Here is a 19,761-nt window from a genome sequence, read left to right as displayed (position 1 = left end):
AGGGAGCTTGCTCCCGCTCGACTGCGCAGCAGTCGCAAAACCTGTGAATGCGGTGTGCCTGACAGTATGTGATCGCAGGTTTTAGGGCCGCTTCGCGCCCCAGCGGGAGCAAGCTCCCCCGCCACAAGTGCCTGACTTACGATTGCAGCGGCTTGACCTTCAGATTCCGCGCATACCACGGCCGTTGCGGCACGCGGCGAAACAGCCCGGCGAGTTTCTTGTCGTCAGTGCCGAAGGTGATGCGCAGCGCCAGCTTCATGGTTTCCGGGTCCATTTCCACCGACTTGCCGACCTGCAATCCCGGCGTGGTGCTGCAACCGTGGGTACTCGGGCCGAGCCACGGATCATCGACTTCAACCCAGCGACCGGGGGCGAACCAGGGCACGCCATTGACCTCGAGCCGGCTGACCTCCCCCGGATGGAAGCGCTCGTGAGCGCGGAACCAGTCTTCCAGACGATCGTCGATCCAGCCGTGGAAGTGCCAGAACACCGGGTTCACGTGGGATGAAAACGGATCACCGAGGAAGTCGTTTTCCGGCGCATACCAACGCGCGGAAAAGTCCGCCGGATCCCGGGCAAAGGGCACCGGCTGGCCGTTGGATGGATCGCGCGGCACCGAGGCCCAGCGCATGTGCAGCCAGTCGTGCAGGCCTAGTTCAACCTCTGAGCCGAACTGCCCCAGGGTCAACTTCGACAGATAACGCGGATCACGGTAGCGCGATTCCCACACCTGAAAATTGCTGTGATAGGTCTCGGCGGTCTTGATGTCGCTGACCCACCGCGTGTACTCGGTGTCTTCGGCGGCCAGCCAGGTGGGCGGCAGCGCCGTGCCATCGTGATTGTCGAAATAGCGGGCGAAGCCCTGACGGTCGCGTTCAAGCTCCGGCTGCGGCATCGGGAAGCTCGGCCAGGACAGCAGGTCCTGCATCGAACGCGCAGTGCCGAGCATGTGCCGGTGCATGAAGAAAAAGTCGACCCCCGAGCCATTACGGTCTTTACGCGGCCCACGGGCATCGCGCTCCTCGCCCCGCGGGCCCGGCTGCCAACCGATGCCGCGCAAGGCACCGCGCTGGTCTTCGGAGAGTTTGTGCCATTTGTCCCGCGTGGCGTGCCAGAGCTGGTGGAACAAGCGGTGCTCGGGGGAAATCAGCCACGCCAGCAACGGCGGATTCAGACCGACACGCTCGCGGGCTTCGGGAAACAGTCGTTTGCGCGCGACAAATCGATTGTCCAGTTCCGGCAAGCCAAGCGGGCGATCCAGACGCAGAATCCGCCCGCTGAGGGTGCCACTGCCGGCATTGCCGAAATCAGCCCAGACCTCATCGAGCACCACCGCCAGTTCATAGGCCGGTGCGCCGTTGGCCGATTGCGTATCGACCAGGCGCCAGTACAACTGGCTGGCGTCAGGCGGAACCAGATCGCCGATCACCCGGTAACGCGGCTCGGCTTCGCTGCGTAACTGCTGCGCGATATCGAGGCAGCCACGCAGGCCGCGGCCACGCTGGGCGATGTCGAGAAACAGTTCCAGCCCGCGCTGCGGTAAACCGTCGAGGCCCGCGCGGGAATCTTCGAAGTGGATATCCCAGATGCCTCGCAGCGAGTTGGCCAACTGCTGACCCGCGGTGTCCGCCAGGTCGACGGTCGCTTCGCCCGGGGTGATCGTCGGGTCTGGCTTCTTCCATTCGCGATGCCCATAAAAAGCCGCAGGCACGGCAGCGCCGGTCAGCGCCAGGCCTGCCATGAACCATCGTCGAGAAATCGTCATTGCCCTACCTGTGTCAGCCATGAAGCAGGCTTTATCCAAGCTAGAACGTTTGTTGGGTGGGGAAATTTAAGCGTGCCAAACACAATCCCCTGTGCCGAGGGAGCTTGTTCCCGCTCGGCTGCGAAGCAGACGTAAAATCTGTCAGCGTGGTTTTCAGTCATACCGCGGCGGCAGGTTTTGGGACCGCTCCGCGCTCCAGCGGGAGCAAGCTCCCTCGCCACAAGGTATCGCACAAGGCCCTAATTTTTTCTGCCAGCCACTCGTTCCTCCCAGATAGCAAAGGCCCCTGCACCTGTACCGGGGCGGCGAACCTGACTGAGATGGCAATGACAAAACCACGTTCGAAAAAGGCGCTTTACATCGGCCTGCCGCTGGCCCTGGCGATCAGCGCCGGTGCAGGCTTCGCGGTCTGGTATTACGGGTTCAAGGACAACCTCGGTTACCCGATCAAGGTGATGAAACAGGCCGACGAGTTGCACGAGCGCATGCTCTCCTTCGACAGCCACATCAGCCTGATGCAGAACTTCGGCACGCGGGGCAACGAGGCTGACAAGGATGGCAAAGGCCAGTTCGACCTGGTCAAGGCTAACCGCGGACATCTGTCCGGTGCGGCCCTGACGATTTTCGGCTGGCCTGAACTGTGGAATGGCGCCAACGCGCCGCACAGGCCCACCGCCGGTTTCGTCGAAGAGGCACGCAACCAGCAGGAGATCCGCTACAAGATTATTTCCGGCATGGTCCGCGACTTTCCCAATCAGGTTGCCATTGCCTACACCCCCGACGACTTCCGTCGATTGCACGGTGAAGGCAAGTTCGCAATTTTCATCAGCATGCTCAATGCTTATCCACTGGGCCATGACCTGAGCCTGCTGGACCTGTGGACGGCACGCGGCATGCGCATGTTCGGTTTCAGCTACATCGGCAATAACGACTGGGCCGACTCGTCGCGCCCCTTGCCGTTTTTCAACGATTCGCCAGATGCCCTCGACGGCCTCTCGGACCTGGGCAAGCAAGCCGTGCATCGCTTGAATGACCTGGGCGTGATCATCGACGTGTCGCAAATGTCGACCAAGGCCCTGGAGCAGGTCGCGCAATTGAGCCGCACGCCGATGGTGGCTTCGCACTCGGCGCCACGGGCGATGGTCGATATCCCGCGCAATCTCAGCGACAAGGAATTGCAGCTGATCAAGCACAGCGGCGGCGTGGTGCAGGTGGTCGGTTTCTCCCAATACCTGCGACCGCTGACCCAGACCACCCAGGACAAACTCAACGAACTGCGCAAACAGTTCGACCTGCCGCCCCTGCCGAACCTCTCAATGGCTCTGATGCCGGGTGATCCGGTCATCGCCGCCTGGTCCGAGACAAAATTCGGCCAGTACGCCAGCCGCCTCTACGCGATTCTTGAAGAAGAACCCAAAGCCACCCTCAAGGACCTCGGTGACGCCATCGATTATACGGTGCGAAAAATCGGCATCGATCATGTCGGCATCAGCTCCGACTTCAACGAAGGTGGCGGGGTCAAGGGTTGGAACAACGTCGGTGAAATTCGCAACGTCACGGCGGAACTGATCTCGCGCGGCTACTCCGAAGCTGACATCGCCAAGCTCTGGGGCGGCAACTTCCTGCGGGTCTGGGATCAGGTACAGAAAGCCGCCAAGCCGGCGCTGATTTCACATCAAGGCACGAGCAAACCATGAGCGATCGTCGAACCTTTCTGAAACAGGCCGGGATCCTCGCCGCCGGCCTGCCCTTGACGGCCGGCCTGCACAACGTCGCCAGCGCCACGCCACAGCCCTCGCTGTCAGGGGACAAATGGGCGCAACTGCGGCAGCTGTTCGACCAGGATCCGGATTACCTGCACTTCTCCAACTTCCTGATCACCTCGCACCCCAAACCGGTGCGTGAAGCGATCGAGATGCACCGTGCCGCCCTCGATAAAAACCCCGGGCTGGCCATGGACTGGGACCTGGGGGTTATCGAGCAGCGTGAAGAAGAGGTGCGCGTCTGGGCGGGTCGTTACCTGCAAGCCAATGCCAAACAGATCGCGTTGACCGGCAGCACCACCGAAGGCCTGGCGATGATTTACGGCGGCGTTCATGTGCGCCCGGACCAGGAAATCCTCACCACCGCCCACGAGCATTACGCAACCCACACGATTCTCGATCTGCGTACCCAGCGGGATGGCACCCGGGTGCGCAAGATCAGGCTGTTCAAGGATCCGCAGACGGCCTCCAAAGCCGAGATCCTTGCCTCGATCGACCAGAACATCAAACCCGAAACCCGCGTATTGGGCATGACCTGGGTGCACTCTGGCAGCGGCGTAAAACTGCCGATCGCCGACATCGGCGCCCTGGTGGACAAGCACAACCGTCACCGTACCGACCAGGACCGGATTATTTACCTGGTCGACGGCGTGCACGGTTTTGGGGTCGAGGACCTGAGTTTTCCAGCGATGAACTGCGACTTCTTCATCGCCGGCACACACAAATGGATGTTCGGCCCTCGTGGCACGGGCATCGTTTGCAGCCGCAGTGAAGAGGTCAAATACGTCACGCCAATCATCCCGACCTTCTCCGAAGCCACGGCATTCTCCACCACCCTGACACCGGGCGGCTACCACTCGTTCGAGTACCGCTGGGCGCTGAACGAAGCCTTCAAACTGCATTTGCAATTGGGCAAGGCCGATGTTCAGGCGCGTATCCATGCCTTGAACAGCTATATGAAAAAACGCCTGCAAGCGCACCCGCAGATCGAACTGGTCACGCCCCTGAGTCCCGAGCTGTCGTCGGGCTTCAGCTTCTTCCGGATCAAGGGCCAGAGCAGCGACATGATCGCCGCCTGGCTGATGCAAAACCGCGTGATCGCCGATGCCGTGGAGCGCGACGTAGGCCCGGTGATCCGCACGGCGCCGGGGCTGCTCAACACCGAAGCTGAAGTCGACCGTTTCATGGCGCTGCTCGACAAACAGCTCTGATCACCAGCCCCATGATGAATGTGGGAGCGGGCTTGCTCGCGAAGACGGCGGCACAGTCAACATCGATGTCGCCTGACACACCGCTTTCGCGAGCAAGCCCGCTCCCACCTCCTTTGCTGGCATTAGATTCCTTTTAACTTTTTATCGAGAGCAATGATGAACAGTGAGCTGCGTAGCTTTTCCTTGAAGACGCTCCCCACACTGGCCTTCGCCGCCGTGGTTGCAAGCCTGATGCCGGGCACTGCTCAGGCCGCCGCGCCCGCCCCGCCCGGGAAAGTCTTCAAGGACTGCAAGGACTGCCCGGAGATGGTGGTGCTGCCCACCGGGACCTTCACCATGGGCACCCCGGACAATGAGGTCGGCCGCGAGCCCGACGAAGGCCCGTTGCACCCGGTGACCTTCGCCAAACCTTTGGCCATCAGCCGTTTTCAGGTGTTGGCCGGCGAGTGGGACGCCTACCTGCGCGACAGCGGTTACGTCATGCCCGACGGCGACACCCGGCCGGGCCGCGAGTGCAAGGCCGGCGTGCCCCGCTATGAACGCACGGCCAGGCATCCGGCGGTGTGCATGGACTTCCCCGAGGTCAATGCCTACGTGGCCTGGCTCTCGAAAAAGACCGGCAAACACTATCGACTGGTTAGCGAATCGCTGCGTGAGTACGCCGCTCGCGCGGGCAGCAGCGGCCCGTTCCCCTTCCCGTTCGATGAAGGCAAGGAATACAGCATCGCCAAACACGCCAACACCTACGGCGCCGCCGATGGCTACAACTTCACCTCACCGGCGGGCAGTTTCCCGGCCAACGCCTTCGGCGTGTACGACATGCACGGCAACGTCTATGAGTGGACCGCCGATTGCTACAACGAGAACTACACCGGTGCACCAAGCGATGGCGGCGCGTGGTTGACCGGTGACTGCAAGGCCCGGCGCATTCGTGGCAATGACTGGGGTGAAGCACCGGTGTTCTCGCGTTCGGGCAACCGGAATGCCACCTACCCCGATACCCGTGGCGACTGGATCGGTTTTCGCGTCGCGCGGGACCTTTGATGCACGCCCACGAACAGCTCAATTCTTGAACCTTTGCCCTTAACGGCACTTGAAGCGGAACCCCCCATGACCTCGAATTCCCGCGGAGCCATCAGTGAAGTCCTCAGCCTGCTCAAGCCTTACCGGGTCGTCGTGGTGCTGTCGATCATGCTCGGCATGCTGGGTGGACTCAGCATTACCGCTCTGCTTGCGACCATCAACGACGCCCTGAACGGCGAAGGCAGCCCACCCGCCAGTGTGCTGGTGACGTTTGTCGGCCTGTGTGTGCTGGCCCTGATGGCGTCGATTCTGTCGGATATCGGCACCAATCATGTCGGGCAGCGCATCATTGCCGGGCTGCGTAAATCCCTGGGCGAGAAAGTCCTGTTGGCTCCGATCGAACAGATCGAGCGGTATCGCAGCCATCGGCTCATTCCGGTCCTGACCCACGATGTCGACACCGTCAGCAGCTTCGCCTTCTCCTTTGCGCCGCTGGCCATCGCCTTCACCGTGACCCTGGGTTGTCTGAGCTACCTGGCTTATCTGTCGTTACCGATGTTTGCCCTGTTGCTGGTGGCGCTGGTGATCGGCACCGTGGTGCAATATGCGGCCCGGGCCAAGGGCATCAAGGGCTTCGAAGCCGCTCGCGAGGCTGAAGACGAACTGCAAAAACACTACAGCGCGATTGCGGCCGGCGCCAAGGAACTGCGCATCCATCGCCCGCGTCGCCAGCGCATGTTCAGCCAGCGCATCGAAGGCACCGCCGACTACATCTGCAATACCCACATCAGCTCGATCAACACGTTCGTGGTGGCCAAGACCTTCGGTTCGATGCTGTTTTTCGTGGTCATCGGCCTGGCACTGGCGCTGCAATCGTTCTGGCTGGGCACCGATAAAGCGGTCCTCAGCGGTTTCGTGCTGGTGTTGCTGTACATGAAAGGCCCGCTGGAATACCTGGTCATCACCCTGCCGGTGGTCAGCCGCGCCAACATCGCCTTCAAGCGCATTGCCGACCTTGCCGAACAGTTTTCCTCGCCCGAGCCGCACTTGCTGCTCAGTGACAAGAACACCCCCAAAACGGTCGTCGAACACCTGGAACTGCGAGACGTGCATTACGCGTTCCCTCCGGTGGACGGCAGCAAGCCCTTCATCCTCGGGCCGGTCAACCTCTCCATCGCCCAGGGCGACATCGTCTTCATCGTCGGCGAGAACGGCGGCGGCAAGACCACGCTGATCAAGTTGCTGCTGGGCCTCTACGCGCCACAGGGCGGTGAAATCATCCTCAACGGCGCGCCGGTACTGGCCAGCAGCCGGGACGATTATCGTCAGTTGTTCACCACGATTTTTGCCGACTACTACCTGTTCGACGAACTGGTGCAAGGCGACCAGCAGGTTCCCGAAGACGCCAACCGTTACCTGGAACGCCTGGAAATCGCCCACAAAGTCAGCATCCGCGATGGCGCATTCAGCACCACCGATCTGTCCACCGGCCAGCGCAAGCGCCTGGCGCTGTTGAACGCCTGGCTGGAGGAACGCCCGGTGCTGGTGTTCGACGAGTGGGCGGCCGATCAGGATCCGGTCTTCCGGCGAATTTTCTACACCGAACTGCTGCCGGAACTGAAGTATCTGGGCAAGACCATCATCGTCATTTCCCACGACGACCGTTACTTCGATGTCGCCGACCAACTGGTGCGCATGGAAGCGGGTCAGGTCATCAGTGAAAAAGCCCCGGCCGCCACGGCCTGAGCCCGGCCCGACGCATTGCCGCCTTTTGCGAGAACCCCATGAACGAACTTCTTGATGATGATCTGCTGGCGCTGCTGCTGGCCGATGCCGCAGACGATGTACAAGCCTTGTCGCCCCGCAGCCGCCTGGATCGAGCCCCGCTGTCGTTTGCCCAGCAACGACTGTGGCTGGAGCAGCAATTGGCCCCGACCAGCTCGGCCTACAACCTGCCACGCGCCTTGCGGCTGACGGGCGATTTGGATACCCGGGCGCTGGAAGTGGCGCTTGATCGGGTCATTGATCGACACGACATTTTGCGTAGCGCATTCAAGGAAATCGACGGCGTACCGATCCAGGTCGTTGAGCGTCACGCCCGTCTGACCCTGCACAAGCAAGACCTCTCGGCGCTCGACCGCCAGGCCCGCGCCGATGAGCTGACGCAGCGTATCCAGAACCAGGCGCTGCGCCCGTTCGACCTGAGTCGAGCGCCGCTGATCCGCGCCACGTTGCTCAAGCTCGACACCCGGGAGCATGTGTTGCTGCTGAACATGCACCACATCGTCTCCGATGCCTGGTCCAATGCGATTCTCATGCAAGACCTGTCCCGCGCCTACAGCCAGGCTCGCCTCGGCGACACCGCGCAACTGCCGCCACTGGCGATGCAATACGCCGACCATGCCACCTGGCAACGCGGTGAATACCTCGACAGTGCCGCCTGCGCCCGCAGCGGCGAATACTGGCGCCAGTACCTGGGCAGCGAGCTGCCCGTGCTCGAACTGCCCCAGGATTTTGCCCGCGCAGCCGGTCAACAACATCTCGCCGGGCGCCGGTCATTGAGTATTCCCACCTCACTGTCCCAAGCGCTCAACGCCTTCTGCCAGCGCCAGGGGCTGACGCCGTTTGTGCTGGCCCTGGGCGCCTGGCAATTGCTGCTCGGCCGCTACAGCAACCAGCACGACTTCACCGTCGGCGTGCCCAACGCCAACCGCAATCGTGGTGAGAGCCAGGAACTGGTGGGCTTTTTCGTCGGCAGTCAGGTGTACCGGGCGCGAATCGACTCCACCCACAACGCCGTGGATTTTTTGCACGACCTGCGCGGGCAATCCCTGGCGGCACTCGAGCATGCCGATTACCCGCTGGAGCTGATGTTCGATCAACTGCAACGACCGGGCGGCCAGACTTCCAATCCATTGTTCCAGGTGTTGTTCAACTGGCGCACCGGCACCGCCGAGCCACCTGCCATGGACTGGGGTGGGCTGGCACTGGAGTTTCTCGATTCAGGGGAGAACCAGGCCAAATTCGATCTCTCACTGGACATCGACTACTCGCATCAAGGCCTTGTCGCCACCTTCGAGTACAGCCGCGACCTCTACAGCCCGGCGACCATCGAACGCATGGCCGGGCATTGGCAGAACCTGTTGCAGAGCCTCATCGAAGCCCCTGAGCGCGCCCTCGGCGAACTGCAACTGCTGGCCCCGGACGAACGTCAACAAACCCTGGCCGACTGGAATCGCCAGCCCACCCGCCTCCCTCGCGAACACTGCCTGCATCACTTGATCGAAGCCCATGCCAGCAAGGCCGGTGAGGCCATCGCCCTGAGTTTTGGCGAGCAGCACATGAGTTACGCCGAGCTCAATCGCCAGGCCAATCGGCTAGCCCATCGGCTGATCAGCGAGGGTGTCGGCCCGGATGTGTTGGTGGGCATCGCCGTCGAGCGTACGCCAGACATGATCATCGGCGTGTTGGCGATCCTCAAGGCCGGGGGCGCCTACGTGCCGCTGGACCCGGCCTACCCGGCTGAACGCCTGGCCTACATGATCGCGGACAGCGGTATCGCACGGGTGCTGACGCAGACGCATCTGCGCGAACAGTTGCCGCTGCCGGCCGAGGTTCAATGCCTGTTACTCGACCAGCCGTCGTCCAGCAACCCGCAGGATGAGCACAATCCCGAGGTGGCGGTGCACTCGGACAACCTGGCGTATGTGATTTACACCTCGGGCTCTACCGGCAAGCCCAAAGGCGCGCTGTTGCCGCACCACAACGTGATGCGGCTGTTTCAGGCGACCGCGAACTGGTTCAACTTCAACCAGGACGATGTCTGGAGCCTGTTTCACTCGTATGCATTCGACTTCTCCGTGTGGGAAATTTTCGGCGCCCTGTTGCACGGCGGCCGGCTGGTGATCGTGCCGCACGCGGTCAGCCGTTCGCCACAGGACGTCTACGCACTGCTTTGCCAGGAACACGTCAGCGTGCTCAACCAGACGCCGTCGGCTTTCAAACAGCTGATGCAGGTCGCCTGCGAACCCGGGCAGTCGCTGACACAACACCTGCGTTATGTGATTTTTGGCGGCGAAGCGATTGATGTGCAAAGCCTGCGTCCATGGTTCGAACGCTTCGGCGATCGCGCGCCGCAGTTAATCAACATGTATGGCATCACCGAAACCACCGTGCACGTGACCTACCGGCCCTTGTCACTGAACGATCTGAACTCGGACGCGGCCAGCCCCCTCGGCGAGCCGATTGTCGACCTGTCGTGGTACCTGCTCGACCCTCATCTGAACCCGGTGCCCAAAGGTTGCATCGGTGAGTTGTATATCGGCCGCGCCGGCCTGGCGCGTGGGTATCTGAAACGCACCGACCTGACCGCCACCCGCTTCGTTCCCGATCCGTTCGACCCGCTACCCGGCGGGCGCCTGTATCGCACCGGCGATCTGGCGCGCTACGGCGTCGATGGCAGCATCGAGTACGTCGGACGCATCGACCATCAGGTAAAAATTCGTGGTTTCCGTATCGAACTGGGGGAAATCCAGGCACGCCTGCAGAGCCTGCCAGCCGTGCAGGATTGTGTGGTCCTGACCCACGAGGGCCCAAGCGGCCTGCAACTGGTCGGTTATGTGATCGCCAGCGAACCGGCCAGCACCGAGCTGCGCGAACAGCTACTGAGCGACCTCAAGGCGCAGTTGCCGGACTACATGGTGCCCAGCCATCTGCTGTTTATCGATCACTTCCCGCTCAACGCCAACGGCAAGCTCGACCGCAAAGCCCTGCCCGAGCCGGATGTCAGTCTGTGGCAGCAAGCCTACGTTGCGCCGGGCAACCCACTGGAAGAGGCACTCGCCCAGCTCTGGCAGCAATCGCTGGGCATCGAGCGCGTGGGTGTGACCGACAACTTCTTTGAATTGGGTGGGCATTCGATTCTGGCCATTCAGTTCATCTCCACCCTCAAGACACGTCTGAACATCGAACTGCGCCTGCAAGAGTTACTGGCCCATCCGAGCATCGGCGAACTGGCGGCGTTTATTTCGCGCAAGCATCGGGAACAGACTCAGTGCGTGGTCGGGTTGAATGCGGCCCCAGCCAGCGCACCGACCCTGTTCTGCCTGCACCCCAGCGGCGGAATCGTGTTCTGTTACCAGCCGCTGGCGAAGAAACTCAAGGCCCAGGCTTCGGTCTGTGGCGTCATGCATCGCGGTTTCAGCGATGGCAGCCAAAGCTGGGACGAGATGGTGGCCGATTACAGCCAAGCAATCGTCAAGGCACAACCTCAAGGCCCCTACCACTTGATGGGCTGGTCGTTGGGGGGCGCGATAGCGCTGGATATCGCCACCACACTGGAAGGCCTGGGTCATCAGGTGGCCTTTCTCGGCCTGGTGGACAGCACCATCCCGGACCACCTGTACCCCGAGGATTTGCCCCGTTATCGACGCTTGCCAAGTAGCGAACAGAGCAGCGAGGCCTCGGAAGAAATCCTCGATGCCATTCACTATTTCGATCTGCTGTTCCCGACCCTGACAGACCGTACGGCGGCATATTTGAAAGACTCGCCACACAGCTCGGTCAAGCAATTCTATGACTGGGCAGCAAGCCTGGTCGAACCGGGCCAAGGCGACTTGTTGTCGATCGTGCAAAGCGTCAAGAACGAAGTCATGAATGCCCAGGCGTTCTCTGTGCATGACCGTCTGCTGGAGGCCTTCAAGGCCTTTACCTTCAAACCTGTGCAGGTCCGGCCCAGTTGCTGGTGGGCCGTGCCGGAAAAAACCACGCAAGAACTGGCGTTCTGCGAGGCATTGATCCGGCGTTACAGCCCGTCGGGTGAGCTGAAATGCTCGGTGCGCTCACCGCTGTTGCACCGCAGCATGATCTTTGATGACGCACTGATCGACTCACTGATCGAAGCCTTCCTGTCCACCACCGCCCCTCACTGATCTCCCCCGCCCCATCACAACCCGCCGGCAGGCTGCGGCGGGTTGCCAGTCAGATAAGCCGTCATGCGGTCCGTAGCAGCCTGCATTCGGTCTGGGCCGCATTCGGAAAATCAGGCACTGCAAAACCCTTGTGGGAGCGAGCCTGCTCGCGATGAGGCCATCACCTTCAACATCAATGTCGCCTGCCAGACTGCTATCGCGAGCAGGCTCGCTCCCACATTTTTTGAACGATTGCCCCGGTTACTTGGGCTCGACACACCCCCCTGTGTGAGCGGGCTTGCCCGCGATGAGGCCATCACCTTCAACATCAATGTCGCCTGCCAGACCGCTATCGCGAGCAGGCTCGCTCCCACAGGGGGTTATATGTCCGCCACCAAATCGCAGGCAAATAAAAAGCCCGGCCCGCAAATGGCGGGCCGGGCTCAGGGTTTGTTGCTTGCAATCAGAACTGCGGGGTGTACTTCACGCTGAACATCAGGTTGCGCGGATCACCAAAGTTGTTGTTGCCATTGAGCTGGTTGTAAGCGGACGTTATGTACGTCTTGTCGAACAGGTTGTTGGCGTTGACCGCCAAACCGATCTCCGGCGTCAGCTGGTAAGCGACACGAGCATCCCACACGGTGTAACCCGGGATTTCATAGGTACCCTCGTAACCCAGTGTGTGGTTTTGGGTGGTGAAGCCCAGACCGGTGCTGACACGGTTCCAGTCGCCGGTGAACTGGTAGTTGCCCCACACGCGCAGCATGTGTTTCGGCGTCCAGGTACTGTAGACGCTGCCTTCGTTGGTCAGGTCTTCCAGGTATTTTGTGGTGTTGTAGGTGTAGCCCGCGAACAGCTGCAGGTTGTCCGTCACTTCACCACTGATTTCCGCGTCGATACCCTGGCTACGAACTTTCCCCGAGGCTACCGAGCAGTACCAGCCATCACACTCCATACCACCGGCGATGTCGTTGACGGCACGGTTTTCCTGGTCGTAACGGAAGATGGCCAGGGAGGTATTGACCCGACCGTCCATCAGCTCACCCTTGAGGCCGATTTCGTAGTTGGTGCCGACGATGGGTTTGAGCACCTTACCGCCGGTATCGCGGTTGGTTTGCGGCTGGAACACGTCAGTGTAGCTGGCGTACACGGCCCATTCACGGCTCAGGTCATAGACGATACCGGCGTAGGGCGTGACCTCTCCGGTTTCATTTCCGGTGCTTGGAGCGTTGGTTGTAATACCGCTGGCTGCGGTTTCGGTTTTCGACTTGTAGCTGTAGTCGTACCAGCTGACACGGGAACCCAGCACCAGCGTCAGATCGTCGACCGGCTTGACGCGCCAGGTGCCGTACAGGCCTTTCTGGCGGATATCGTATTTGCTGAGGGTGCCCCGCCCGCCCGGGCTGTTGATCAGGCCCTCGTAGCTGATGTCCGGTCGGTCGTTGTTCAGGTCGAAGATCGTGTCGGTGCTGCTGTTGTTGAAGGTACGGGCGTATTTATCATCCGTCTCCAACTGAGAGAAGTTGCCGCCCAGAATGACTTCCTGCTGCATCGACAAGGCTTCGAACTTGCCGCTCAGGTTCATGTCGATACCGCCCTTCGTGGACTGGAAATCGGTCACGAAGTCGCCATATTGCACGCTACTGCCATCAGCCGCGAGACCGTTACCGGGAGTTTGCACTCGCTGGTTTTTCGCCTGATTGTCTTCGGTCATGTGCACGGCGCCGACCTTGAAGGCCCAATCGTCGTTGAAGCGGTGCTCGAGATCGGCGTAGAGGGTGGTGACGTCGATTTCGGAACGGTTCCAGCGCGAGCCGGTGTAGGTCGAACGCGAAACGTCCGGCATCGACCCGTCGGCGTAGCGTGGCAGGCCGCGGATGTTGCCGCGCGATTCGCCGTTGGATTGGCTGACCGCGAAACCCAGGGTGGTGTCTTCGCTCAGGTCAATGTCCAGCGCGCCGTACAGCGAGTGGGTCTTGCTCCACGCGTGGTCGATGAACGAGTTGCTCTGGTCTTCGTCGGCGACGATGCGGCCGCGGATGTTGCCGGCCTGGTTCAGCGGGCCGCCGGCGTCCACTTGCAGACCGTAGTGATCCCAAGAGCCGGCCTTGCCGGTCAGGGTCACGGTCGGTGCGCTCTGGCCACGCTTGCGCACCAGGTTGATGGCACCACCGGGGCTGCCAGTGCCTTGCAGCAGACCGGAGGCGCCGCGCAGGATTTCCAGGCGGTCATAGAAAATCAGGTCCTGGGTCGCCCAGTTGCCCAGCGAATAGGTGTTACGCGGGATCGGCACACCGTCGTACTGCCAGTCGTCGATCTGGAAACCGCGCGACGACAGGATCATGCCTTCGCCGACGCCCTGCAGGCCGACTATGCCGGTGGTCTGGTTGACGGCGTCCTTGAGATCGACCAGGTTCTGGTCATCCATCTGCTTACGCGTCATCACGGTGATCGACTGCGGAATTTCCTTGAGGGTGTGGGTGCCCTTACCGATGGTCACGGCATTGGACGTGTAGGAATTGGAACCTTCAGTGGTTGCCTCCATCTGTTGCCCATTGATGGTGGTGGCACCCAGTTCCAGCCCTTGGGTCGAACTGCCGCGCACCAGCATCAGCGTGTTGCCTTCAAAGCTGTAACGCACTCCGGTGCCCTTGAGCAGTTCGGCAATGGCCGCTTCGGCACTCAGTTTGCCGCTGACGCGGTTGCTGCGCAGGCCGGCCATGTCGGCGGCGTTGTAGATCACCTGCCGGTTGGTTTGCTCGCCAAACGCTTGCAACGCCTGGGGCAAGGGCTGCGCGGCAATGTTGACGGCAATCTCTTCGGCGCAGACCTGCGCGCTGAACGGCATCAGACAGACCATGCCCAGACCGGCCAGCGAGTGACGCGAACGAAGCGTACGGGAAATGACCAAAGCCTTGAACAGAGGTTTCAACTCATGAATTGCTGACATCGTGCTCTCTATTATTCGTTAGAAGTGGATAAGACCGATGGGCCACCAAGTGCCCGACGCTGCCTGGACACGTAAACCGCGCTGTCGACCACCTCAGGGGCAGCACGTCAGCGGGCGGTCGACCCGGCCCCTCCCCGGGCACAGGTCATCTGTCTGGACAACGGCAAAATCGTGTTCTGCCCTACAAACCCGAACCCTGGGGCTACCCTGCCCGACCCGAATTGTCTGCATACCTTAGTAAGACGTAGCACCGCGCAGAAACCGGAATGAGTTTATTTATCATTAACGACACATTTAAAAAAAAGCCGGCGCGTTGGGCGTCGGCCTTTTATTTCCGGGGTTCTCAGCTGTTCTGTGCAGCCTTGGCGTTTTGCAGTTGCCGGGCTTTTTCCGTCAACAAGGCTTTTTCTTCCGGGCTCATGCTGTCCAGACGCAACCGCACCTGGGCCAGTTTCTCCAGTTGACCGGGGCTGCTTTCCCGAGATCGCAATGCCAATGCCAAACCAGCCACGGTCGGATGATCAAACACCACGCCGGGATGGATTTCGCACTGCAACAACTTACGAATGCCGGCCACCAGTTTGATCACCAACAACGAATGGCCACCGGCGGCGAAGAAATCCCGATCAATGCCCAGGCGCTCAACGCCCAGCAGCTGCGCCATGCGTGCCGCGAGCAATTGCTCCAGCGCATCCCGTGGCGCCAGACCTTCATCACCAGCCAGGCTTGCGCTGAGTTGCTGTAACGCCTTGCGGTCGATCTTGCCATTGGCCAGCCGTGGAAAACGCTCGATGAACTGCACGTGCTGCGGCAGCATCACGGCGGGCAAACGCTGGGCCAGTTCGCTGCGAACCGTCTCAAGCAAGGCCGGCGACGGTGGCTGATGAGGCACGACGAAGGCCTGCATCCCCTGCTCAGCCGTCGCCCCTGGCAACACCAGTGCTTCAGCGACCTGAGGCAGGCTCAGCAATTGGGCCTCGATCTCCGCCAGTTCGATTCGGAACCCACGTACCTTGATTTGCTGATCGAGCCGACCGTGTAGCTGAATCGCCAAATCTGGACGATAGCGCGCCAGATCTCCGGTGCGATACAGACGCTCCTGACGATTGAACGGGCTCTGAATGAACACCTGCGCATCGACCTCGGCATTGATGTAACCACGGCATAATTGCGCGCCGCCCAGGTACAGTTCGCCCAACACCCCGACCGGGGCCAGTTGCAGGCGATCGTCAAGCACATACACCTGATTGTTACCCAACACCTGGCTAAGGGCGGCAGTCTCTTGAATTCCACCGTCCAGCAACAACGGATGGACCAGCACACCCACCGTCGCCTCCGTCGGGCCGTAGTGATTGAACACCCGGCAATCGCTGCGTAACCGAGCGATACGCTCGAGCAGCGCAGGGGCGATCGGTTCGCCGCCGAGAATCAGCGTAGACGGCAGTTGCGAGCTGTCGCTGTCGAGCAGCGCGGCAAGGTGCGACGGAACGATCTTCAGGCAATCGATAGCCTGTTGTTTCAGGTAGTCGGCGAACAACCGGCCGTCCTGCATCTGTTCGTCGCTGGCCACATGCAGCGTCGTACCGTTGAACAAGGCGCCAAACAATGCGGTGTTACCCAGGTCCGCCACCACGGTAGACGTGAAGCCAACGTGTTGGCACTGATCCAGCCCCAGGGCCTGACTGGCATGGGCCGTGTAATTAAGCAATTGTCGATGCTCGATCACCACGCCTTTGGGCACACCGGTGGAGCCTGAGGTGAACAGCACATAGGCCGCATCGCTGCCCTGGGTATCGAATTCGATGGCCGGTGCCGACAGGTCCGCCGATTGGCGCAATTGACTCAGCGTGCAGACGCTCAGCGAATGACCGTGCCACTGATCAATTTGCGCGGCATCCACCAGCAGCAAAGCGGCCCCGGCCTGCTCCAGCATCAACACCTGACGCGCCACCGGCCATTGCGGGTCCAGCGGCAGATACGCCGCACCGACACGCCAGGCCGCCAGCATCACCACCACCAGATCGGCCGAGCGCGGCAACGCCAACGCGACGATCGAACCACGGGCCAGGCCCCTGGCTTTCAAGGCCTTGGCCAATACCTCGACATTGGCCTGCAATTGCCCGTAACTCAGGTGTTGCTGCGCGTCGGTCAGCGCGACGGTGTCCGGTGTGGCATGAGCCCGATCGGCAATGCGCTGTGGCAGGTATCGGCCATCCACCAGCGGCCGGGGTGGCGGGTTGATTGCCAGCAAGCGTTGTTGCTCGGCGGCCCCCAGTAATGCCAACTGACCCGGCTCGGCCTGAGGATTAGCCACGATGTTCGCCAGCAATACGCTGAATTGCGTCATCAGCCCTTCGACCGCTTGAGTCGAGTAGCACTGCGCGGCGTAATGAAGATGCAGATGGCCCGACTCGCCCTGTTCGAGCTGTAGCATCAATTCAAATTGAGCGTCCCGAGCGATGGGACGCTGCACGGGTGTCCACTGCAGCGTGCTTGAAGTCTGGGGCTGCGGTGCACGCCAGATCGCGAAACCGTAAGCCGGTCTGGCCGCTGCGGGTGCGAGTTCCGGCGACCAGTACTCCTGCCAGGTGCGGTGCTCATCCAGGCGCGCCGCCAGCTCACTGACCCAGGCGCTGAACGAGGTACTCGCCGCCAGCGACACATGCAGCGGCAGGGTTTTCTCGAACACGCCCACGGCATCGGCGAAATACTCGTAGTCGTCGCGACTGTCGTGCCGCACCCCGACCAGCAGCTGTTCATTTCCCCCCAGACGCGCCAACAGCAGCCACCAGGCGGCTTGCATCACGACGCCCAGCGGTTGCGCCAGCGAGCCTGCCAACTGCTGCAGCGCGGTGCCCAGCGTGGGCTCAAGCGTGGTCGTCAATAGCGCTGTCGCGGACGACGTCTGGGCGGTTGCAGCGCGGTAGCCCAACCATGGGCTGGACAGGTCGACATCCGCGCCTTGCAAATGCTGCTGCCAGTAGGTCCGGGCACTGGCCGCATCCTCGTCGAGCACCACTTCGCTGCGCCATTCCAGGTACTGGGTGAACTCCCCGGTCTCGTCATCGGCCTCGGCCAGACCCTGCTCATACGCCCGCAACAGTTGCTGATAAATCAGCCGCAAGCCGCTTTCATCGACGCAGTGCCGGGCAACGCCGAGCACCAGTGTCCAGTGATTGTCCGCCAGGCGATAGAGCATCGCCTGAGCGTTCTCCGACTCACCGACGACAAACGATCGTGCCGCCCATTCGGCGACTTGAGCCTGGATTTCGGCCGCCGTTTCCAGGCGTGTCTGCACCGTCAGCGGGAAGCGCCCGGCGCCCCCGACGAACTGGCGCAGACCATGGAAGCCCGGCGCCTTGGCCAGGCGCGGCACCAGCATGGGTTGCTGCGCCAACAGCGCATCCAGCGCCGCTTGCAGGCGTTGCGGGTCAAGCGCACCGGTCATTTTTACTTCCAGCCAATGCAGCGCATCACTGCAGGCCGGGGCCTGGGGTAACTGATCGAGCAACCCTTGCTGCTCGGGAGTCAAGGCGTAACCCAGGTCCTGCGCGTCCATCGATACTTCGTTCATGCTCCGGTTTCCTCGGTGCTCATGGTGCCTTGGGCGGTCTGTGCACTTTCCAGGGCGCTGCGGTCGAACATGTCGCCCATGGCCACGACGATTTTGCGCGGGCCTTCGAACGGGTCACGGGCGTGAGCCACGAGCATGTTGTCCAGCAGGATTGCATCGCCTTTTTGCCAGTCGAAACGCACCGCACATTCCTCGTACAACTCACCGATGCGCTGCATCACCTCGTCTTCGATCGGCGAGCCATCACCGTAATAGACATGACGCGGCATGCGTTCCAGGCCGAACATCGACAGCAGGTCTTCACGCACATCCGGCTCCAGCCAATAGATGTGGTGCAGCTGCACCTGATTGAAGAACGACTTGGCCCCGGTGATCGGGTGGCTGATGATCGCCGGCCCCGGAGTACGGGTCTGCAACTCATCATTGTCGAGCCAGCGCCATTCGATGCCACCGGCCCGGCAACGCGCCTCGACCTCGGCGCGATCCTCGGTCTTGAAGAAATGCTGCCAGGACACGTCGAGCTTGTCGGTGAACGTACGCACATAGAGCAAGCCCTTGTTTTCGAACTTTTCACGCAGATCCGCCGGCAGTTTTTCGTACATCAACCGGCAATCGACCACCGGTGTCGCACCGCCCACGGGCGCCGCCTGCTCGCAATAGAACATCTGCTTGCGCGGCCAGCGGTCCTGATGAGAACTCTCGTTGTGGAACAAAATCATCTTGCGTTCCGGGTACGGCGTGGAGCGGTAGGTGTTCTTGCCGCCCTCCTTCTTCGGCAGGTCGCCGTACTGGCCATAGAGCCCCGGCTGGATCGCTTCGGCAAAGGCTTCAAAGCCCTGAATACCGTCCAGTGCGAAGCCGCGGAACAGAATGCCGGCGTGCTCGGCCAGTTTCTGTTCGATCAGTGGCCGGTTGTGGTTGATCCACTCGATCACGTCCAGGTGCGGTTCGTTCGGCTCCAGCAGCAACGGAAACCGCTGCGGTGCAACCAGCAGGGATTCACGCACAGGCAGAGACCGGACCTTGGCGACCGGAGCCTGGGAACGCTTGAGGAACTTGCCGAGTTTGTCGGCCTTGGGTCCCGGGGCGGTGGCGGGCATGGCGGCCACCGCGCGGTTGTCGACTGGCATGCTGATAGCTCCCAATTGAATGTCCTGATCAGCGACGATCTGTTCCAACAGGGCTATCCAGGCCTTGACCAGGTACTGAATGCGCTCGTGTCCGAACAAGGTTGTGGCGAACTGCCAAGTAGCCAGCAATTGCCCTTCTTCATCGTCAACGAACAACGCCATGTCGAATTTAGAATGGGTCTCGAGCGCCGGCAGCGCTTCCACGCTCAAACCGCCCATGGCCTGGACGCGTCCCGGCAGGTTGTTCATCACGAACAACACCTGCACCAACGGGTTCATGCCCTTGTGTCGCGGTACGCCCGAGGCATCGACGATCATGTCGAACGGCAGGTCCTGATGCTCCAGGGCGCTGAGCAGGGTTTCCTGGGTCTGCGCGAGGAAGTTCGAGAACGCGGTACCGGCCTCGAACCGCGAACGCAGCGGCAGAACGTTGACG

9 protein-coding genes (1 of these 9 cut by a window edge) are annotated in these 19,761 nt (G+C 61.4%); 5 read left to right on the top strand and 4 right to left on the bottom strand.

The window, feature by feature from the left end; genetic code table 11:
• Positions 1-136 precede the first annotated feature (136 nt).
• A complete protein-coding gene (gene pvdP / locus ACA044_RS10035) occupies positions 137-1,765 on the bottom strand; it encodes a pyoverdine maturation tyrosinase PvdP (RefSeq protein WP_497446212.1) in 1,629 nt (542 codons plus the stop codon).
• Positions 1,766-2,091: 326 nt separating this feature from the next.
• Between pvdP and pvdM the strand changes: the two genes are divergently transcribed.
• The 5 genes from pvdM (at position 2,092) to ACA044_RS10010 (ending at position 11,692) form a co-directional block, all read left to right on the top strand.
• Complete coding sequence (gene pvdM, locus ACA044_RS10030; protein WP_497446211.1) at positions 2,092-3,462, top strand: pyoverdine-tailoring dipeptidase-like protein PvdM; 1,371 nt, start codon at positions 2,092-2,094, stop codon at positions 3,460-3,462.
• A complete protein-coding gene (gene pvdN / locus ACA044_RS10025; RefSeq protein ID WP_497446210.1) occupies positions 3,459-4,739 on the top strand; it encodes a pyoverdine-tailoring periplasmic protein PvdN in 1,281 nt (426 codons plus the stop codon). Before pvdM ends, pvdN begins: the two co-directional genes overlap by 4 nt.
• A 156-nt stretch (positions 4,740-4,895) precedes the next feature.
• Positions 4,896-5,783: a dihydropyoverdine dehydrogenase gene (gene pvdO, locus ACA044_RS10020; RefSeq protein WP_497447197.1), complete on the top strand. Its 888-nt coding sequence runs from the start codon at positions 4,896-4,898 to the stop codon at positions 5,781-5,783.
• Between the two features lie 66 nt (positions 5,784-5,849).
• Entirely contained in the window at positions 5,850-7,508 is a 1,659-nt protein-coding gene (locus ACA044_RS10015) for a cyclic peptide export ABC transporter (RefSeq protein ID WP_497446209.1), read from the top strand.
• 38 nt (positions 7,509-7,546) lie between these two features.
• Positions 7,547-11,692 carry an amino acid adenylation domain-containing protein gene (locus ACA044_RS10010; RefSeq protein WP_497446208.1) on the top strand — a complete coding sequence of 1,382 codons (4,146 nt, stop codon included), beginning with the start codon at positions 7,547-7,549 and terminating at the stop codon, positions 11,690-11,692.
• Positions 11,693-12,134: 442 nt separating this feature from the next.
• Here ACA044_RS10010 and ACA044_RS10005 read toward each other — a convergent pair whose 3' ends face one another.
• The 3 genes from ACA044_RS10005 to ACA044_RS09995 all read right to left on the bottom strand — a co-directional run.
• Positions 12,135-14,621 (bottom strand): TonB-dependent siderophore receptor, encoded by a 2,487-nt coding sequence (locus tag ACA044_RS10005; RefSeq protein WP_497446207.1) that lies wholly within the window; start codon positions 14,619-14,621, stop codon positions 12,135-12,137.
• A 343-nt stretch (positions 14,622-14,964) separates the two neighbouring features.
• Positions 14,965-18,195 (bottom strand): non-ribosomal peptide synthetase, encoded by a 3,231-nt coding sequence (locus tag ACA044_RS10000; RefSeq protein ID WP_497446206.1) that lies wholly within the window; start codon positions 18,193-18,195, stop codon positions 14,965-14,967.
• Positions 18,192-19,761, bottom strand: partial view of a non-ribosomal peptide synthase/polyketide synthase gene (locus tag ACA044_RS09995; protein ID WP_497446205.1) — the final stretch only. Its footprint extends 11,960 nt past the window's final position; only the last 1,570 of its 13,530 coding nucleotides appear in the window; its start codon lies off the right edge, out of view; its stop codon occupies positions 18,192-18,194. Before ACA044_RS09995 ends, ACA044_RS10000 begins: the two co-directional genes overlap by 4 nt.

It is taken from the genome of Pseudomonas sp. LBUM1673, assembly GCF_059695645.1.
Note: the sequence above shows the minus strand (reverse complement) of the source record. Positions and strands in the feature narration are given on the sequence as shown.

Coding starts and splice junctions, on each gene's coding strand:
- pvdP (WP_497446212.1), bottom strand. CDS start 1,765: ATGACGATTTCTCGACGATGGTTCATGGCAGGCCTGGCGCTGACCGGC.
- pvdM (WP_497446211.1), top strand. CDS start 2,092: ATGACAAAACCACGTTCGAAAAAGGCGCTTTACATCGGCCTGCCGCTG.
- pvdN (WP_497446210.1), top strand. CDS start 3,459: ATGAGCGATCGTCGAACCTTTCTGAAACAGGCCGGGATCCTCGCCGCC.
- pvdO (WP_497447197.1), top strand. CDS start 4,896: ATGAACAGTGAGCTGCGTAGCTTTTCCTTGAAGACGCTCCCCACACTG.
- ACA044_RS10015 (WP_497446209.1), top strand. CDS start 5,850: ATGACCTCGAATTCCCGCGGAGCCATCAGTGAAGTCCTCAGCCTGCTC.
- ACA044_RS10010 (WP_497446208.1), top strand. CDS start 7,547: ATGAACGAACTTCTTGATGATGATCTGCTGGCGCTGCTGCTGGCCGAT.
- ACA044_RS10005 (WP_497446207.1), bottom strand. CDS start 14,621: ATGTCAGCAATTCATGAGTTGAAACCTCTGTTCAAGGCTTTGGTCATT.
- ACA044_RS10000 (WP_497446206.1), bottom strand. CDS start 18,195: ATGAACGAAGTATCGATGGACGCGCAGGACCTGGGTTACGCCTTGACT.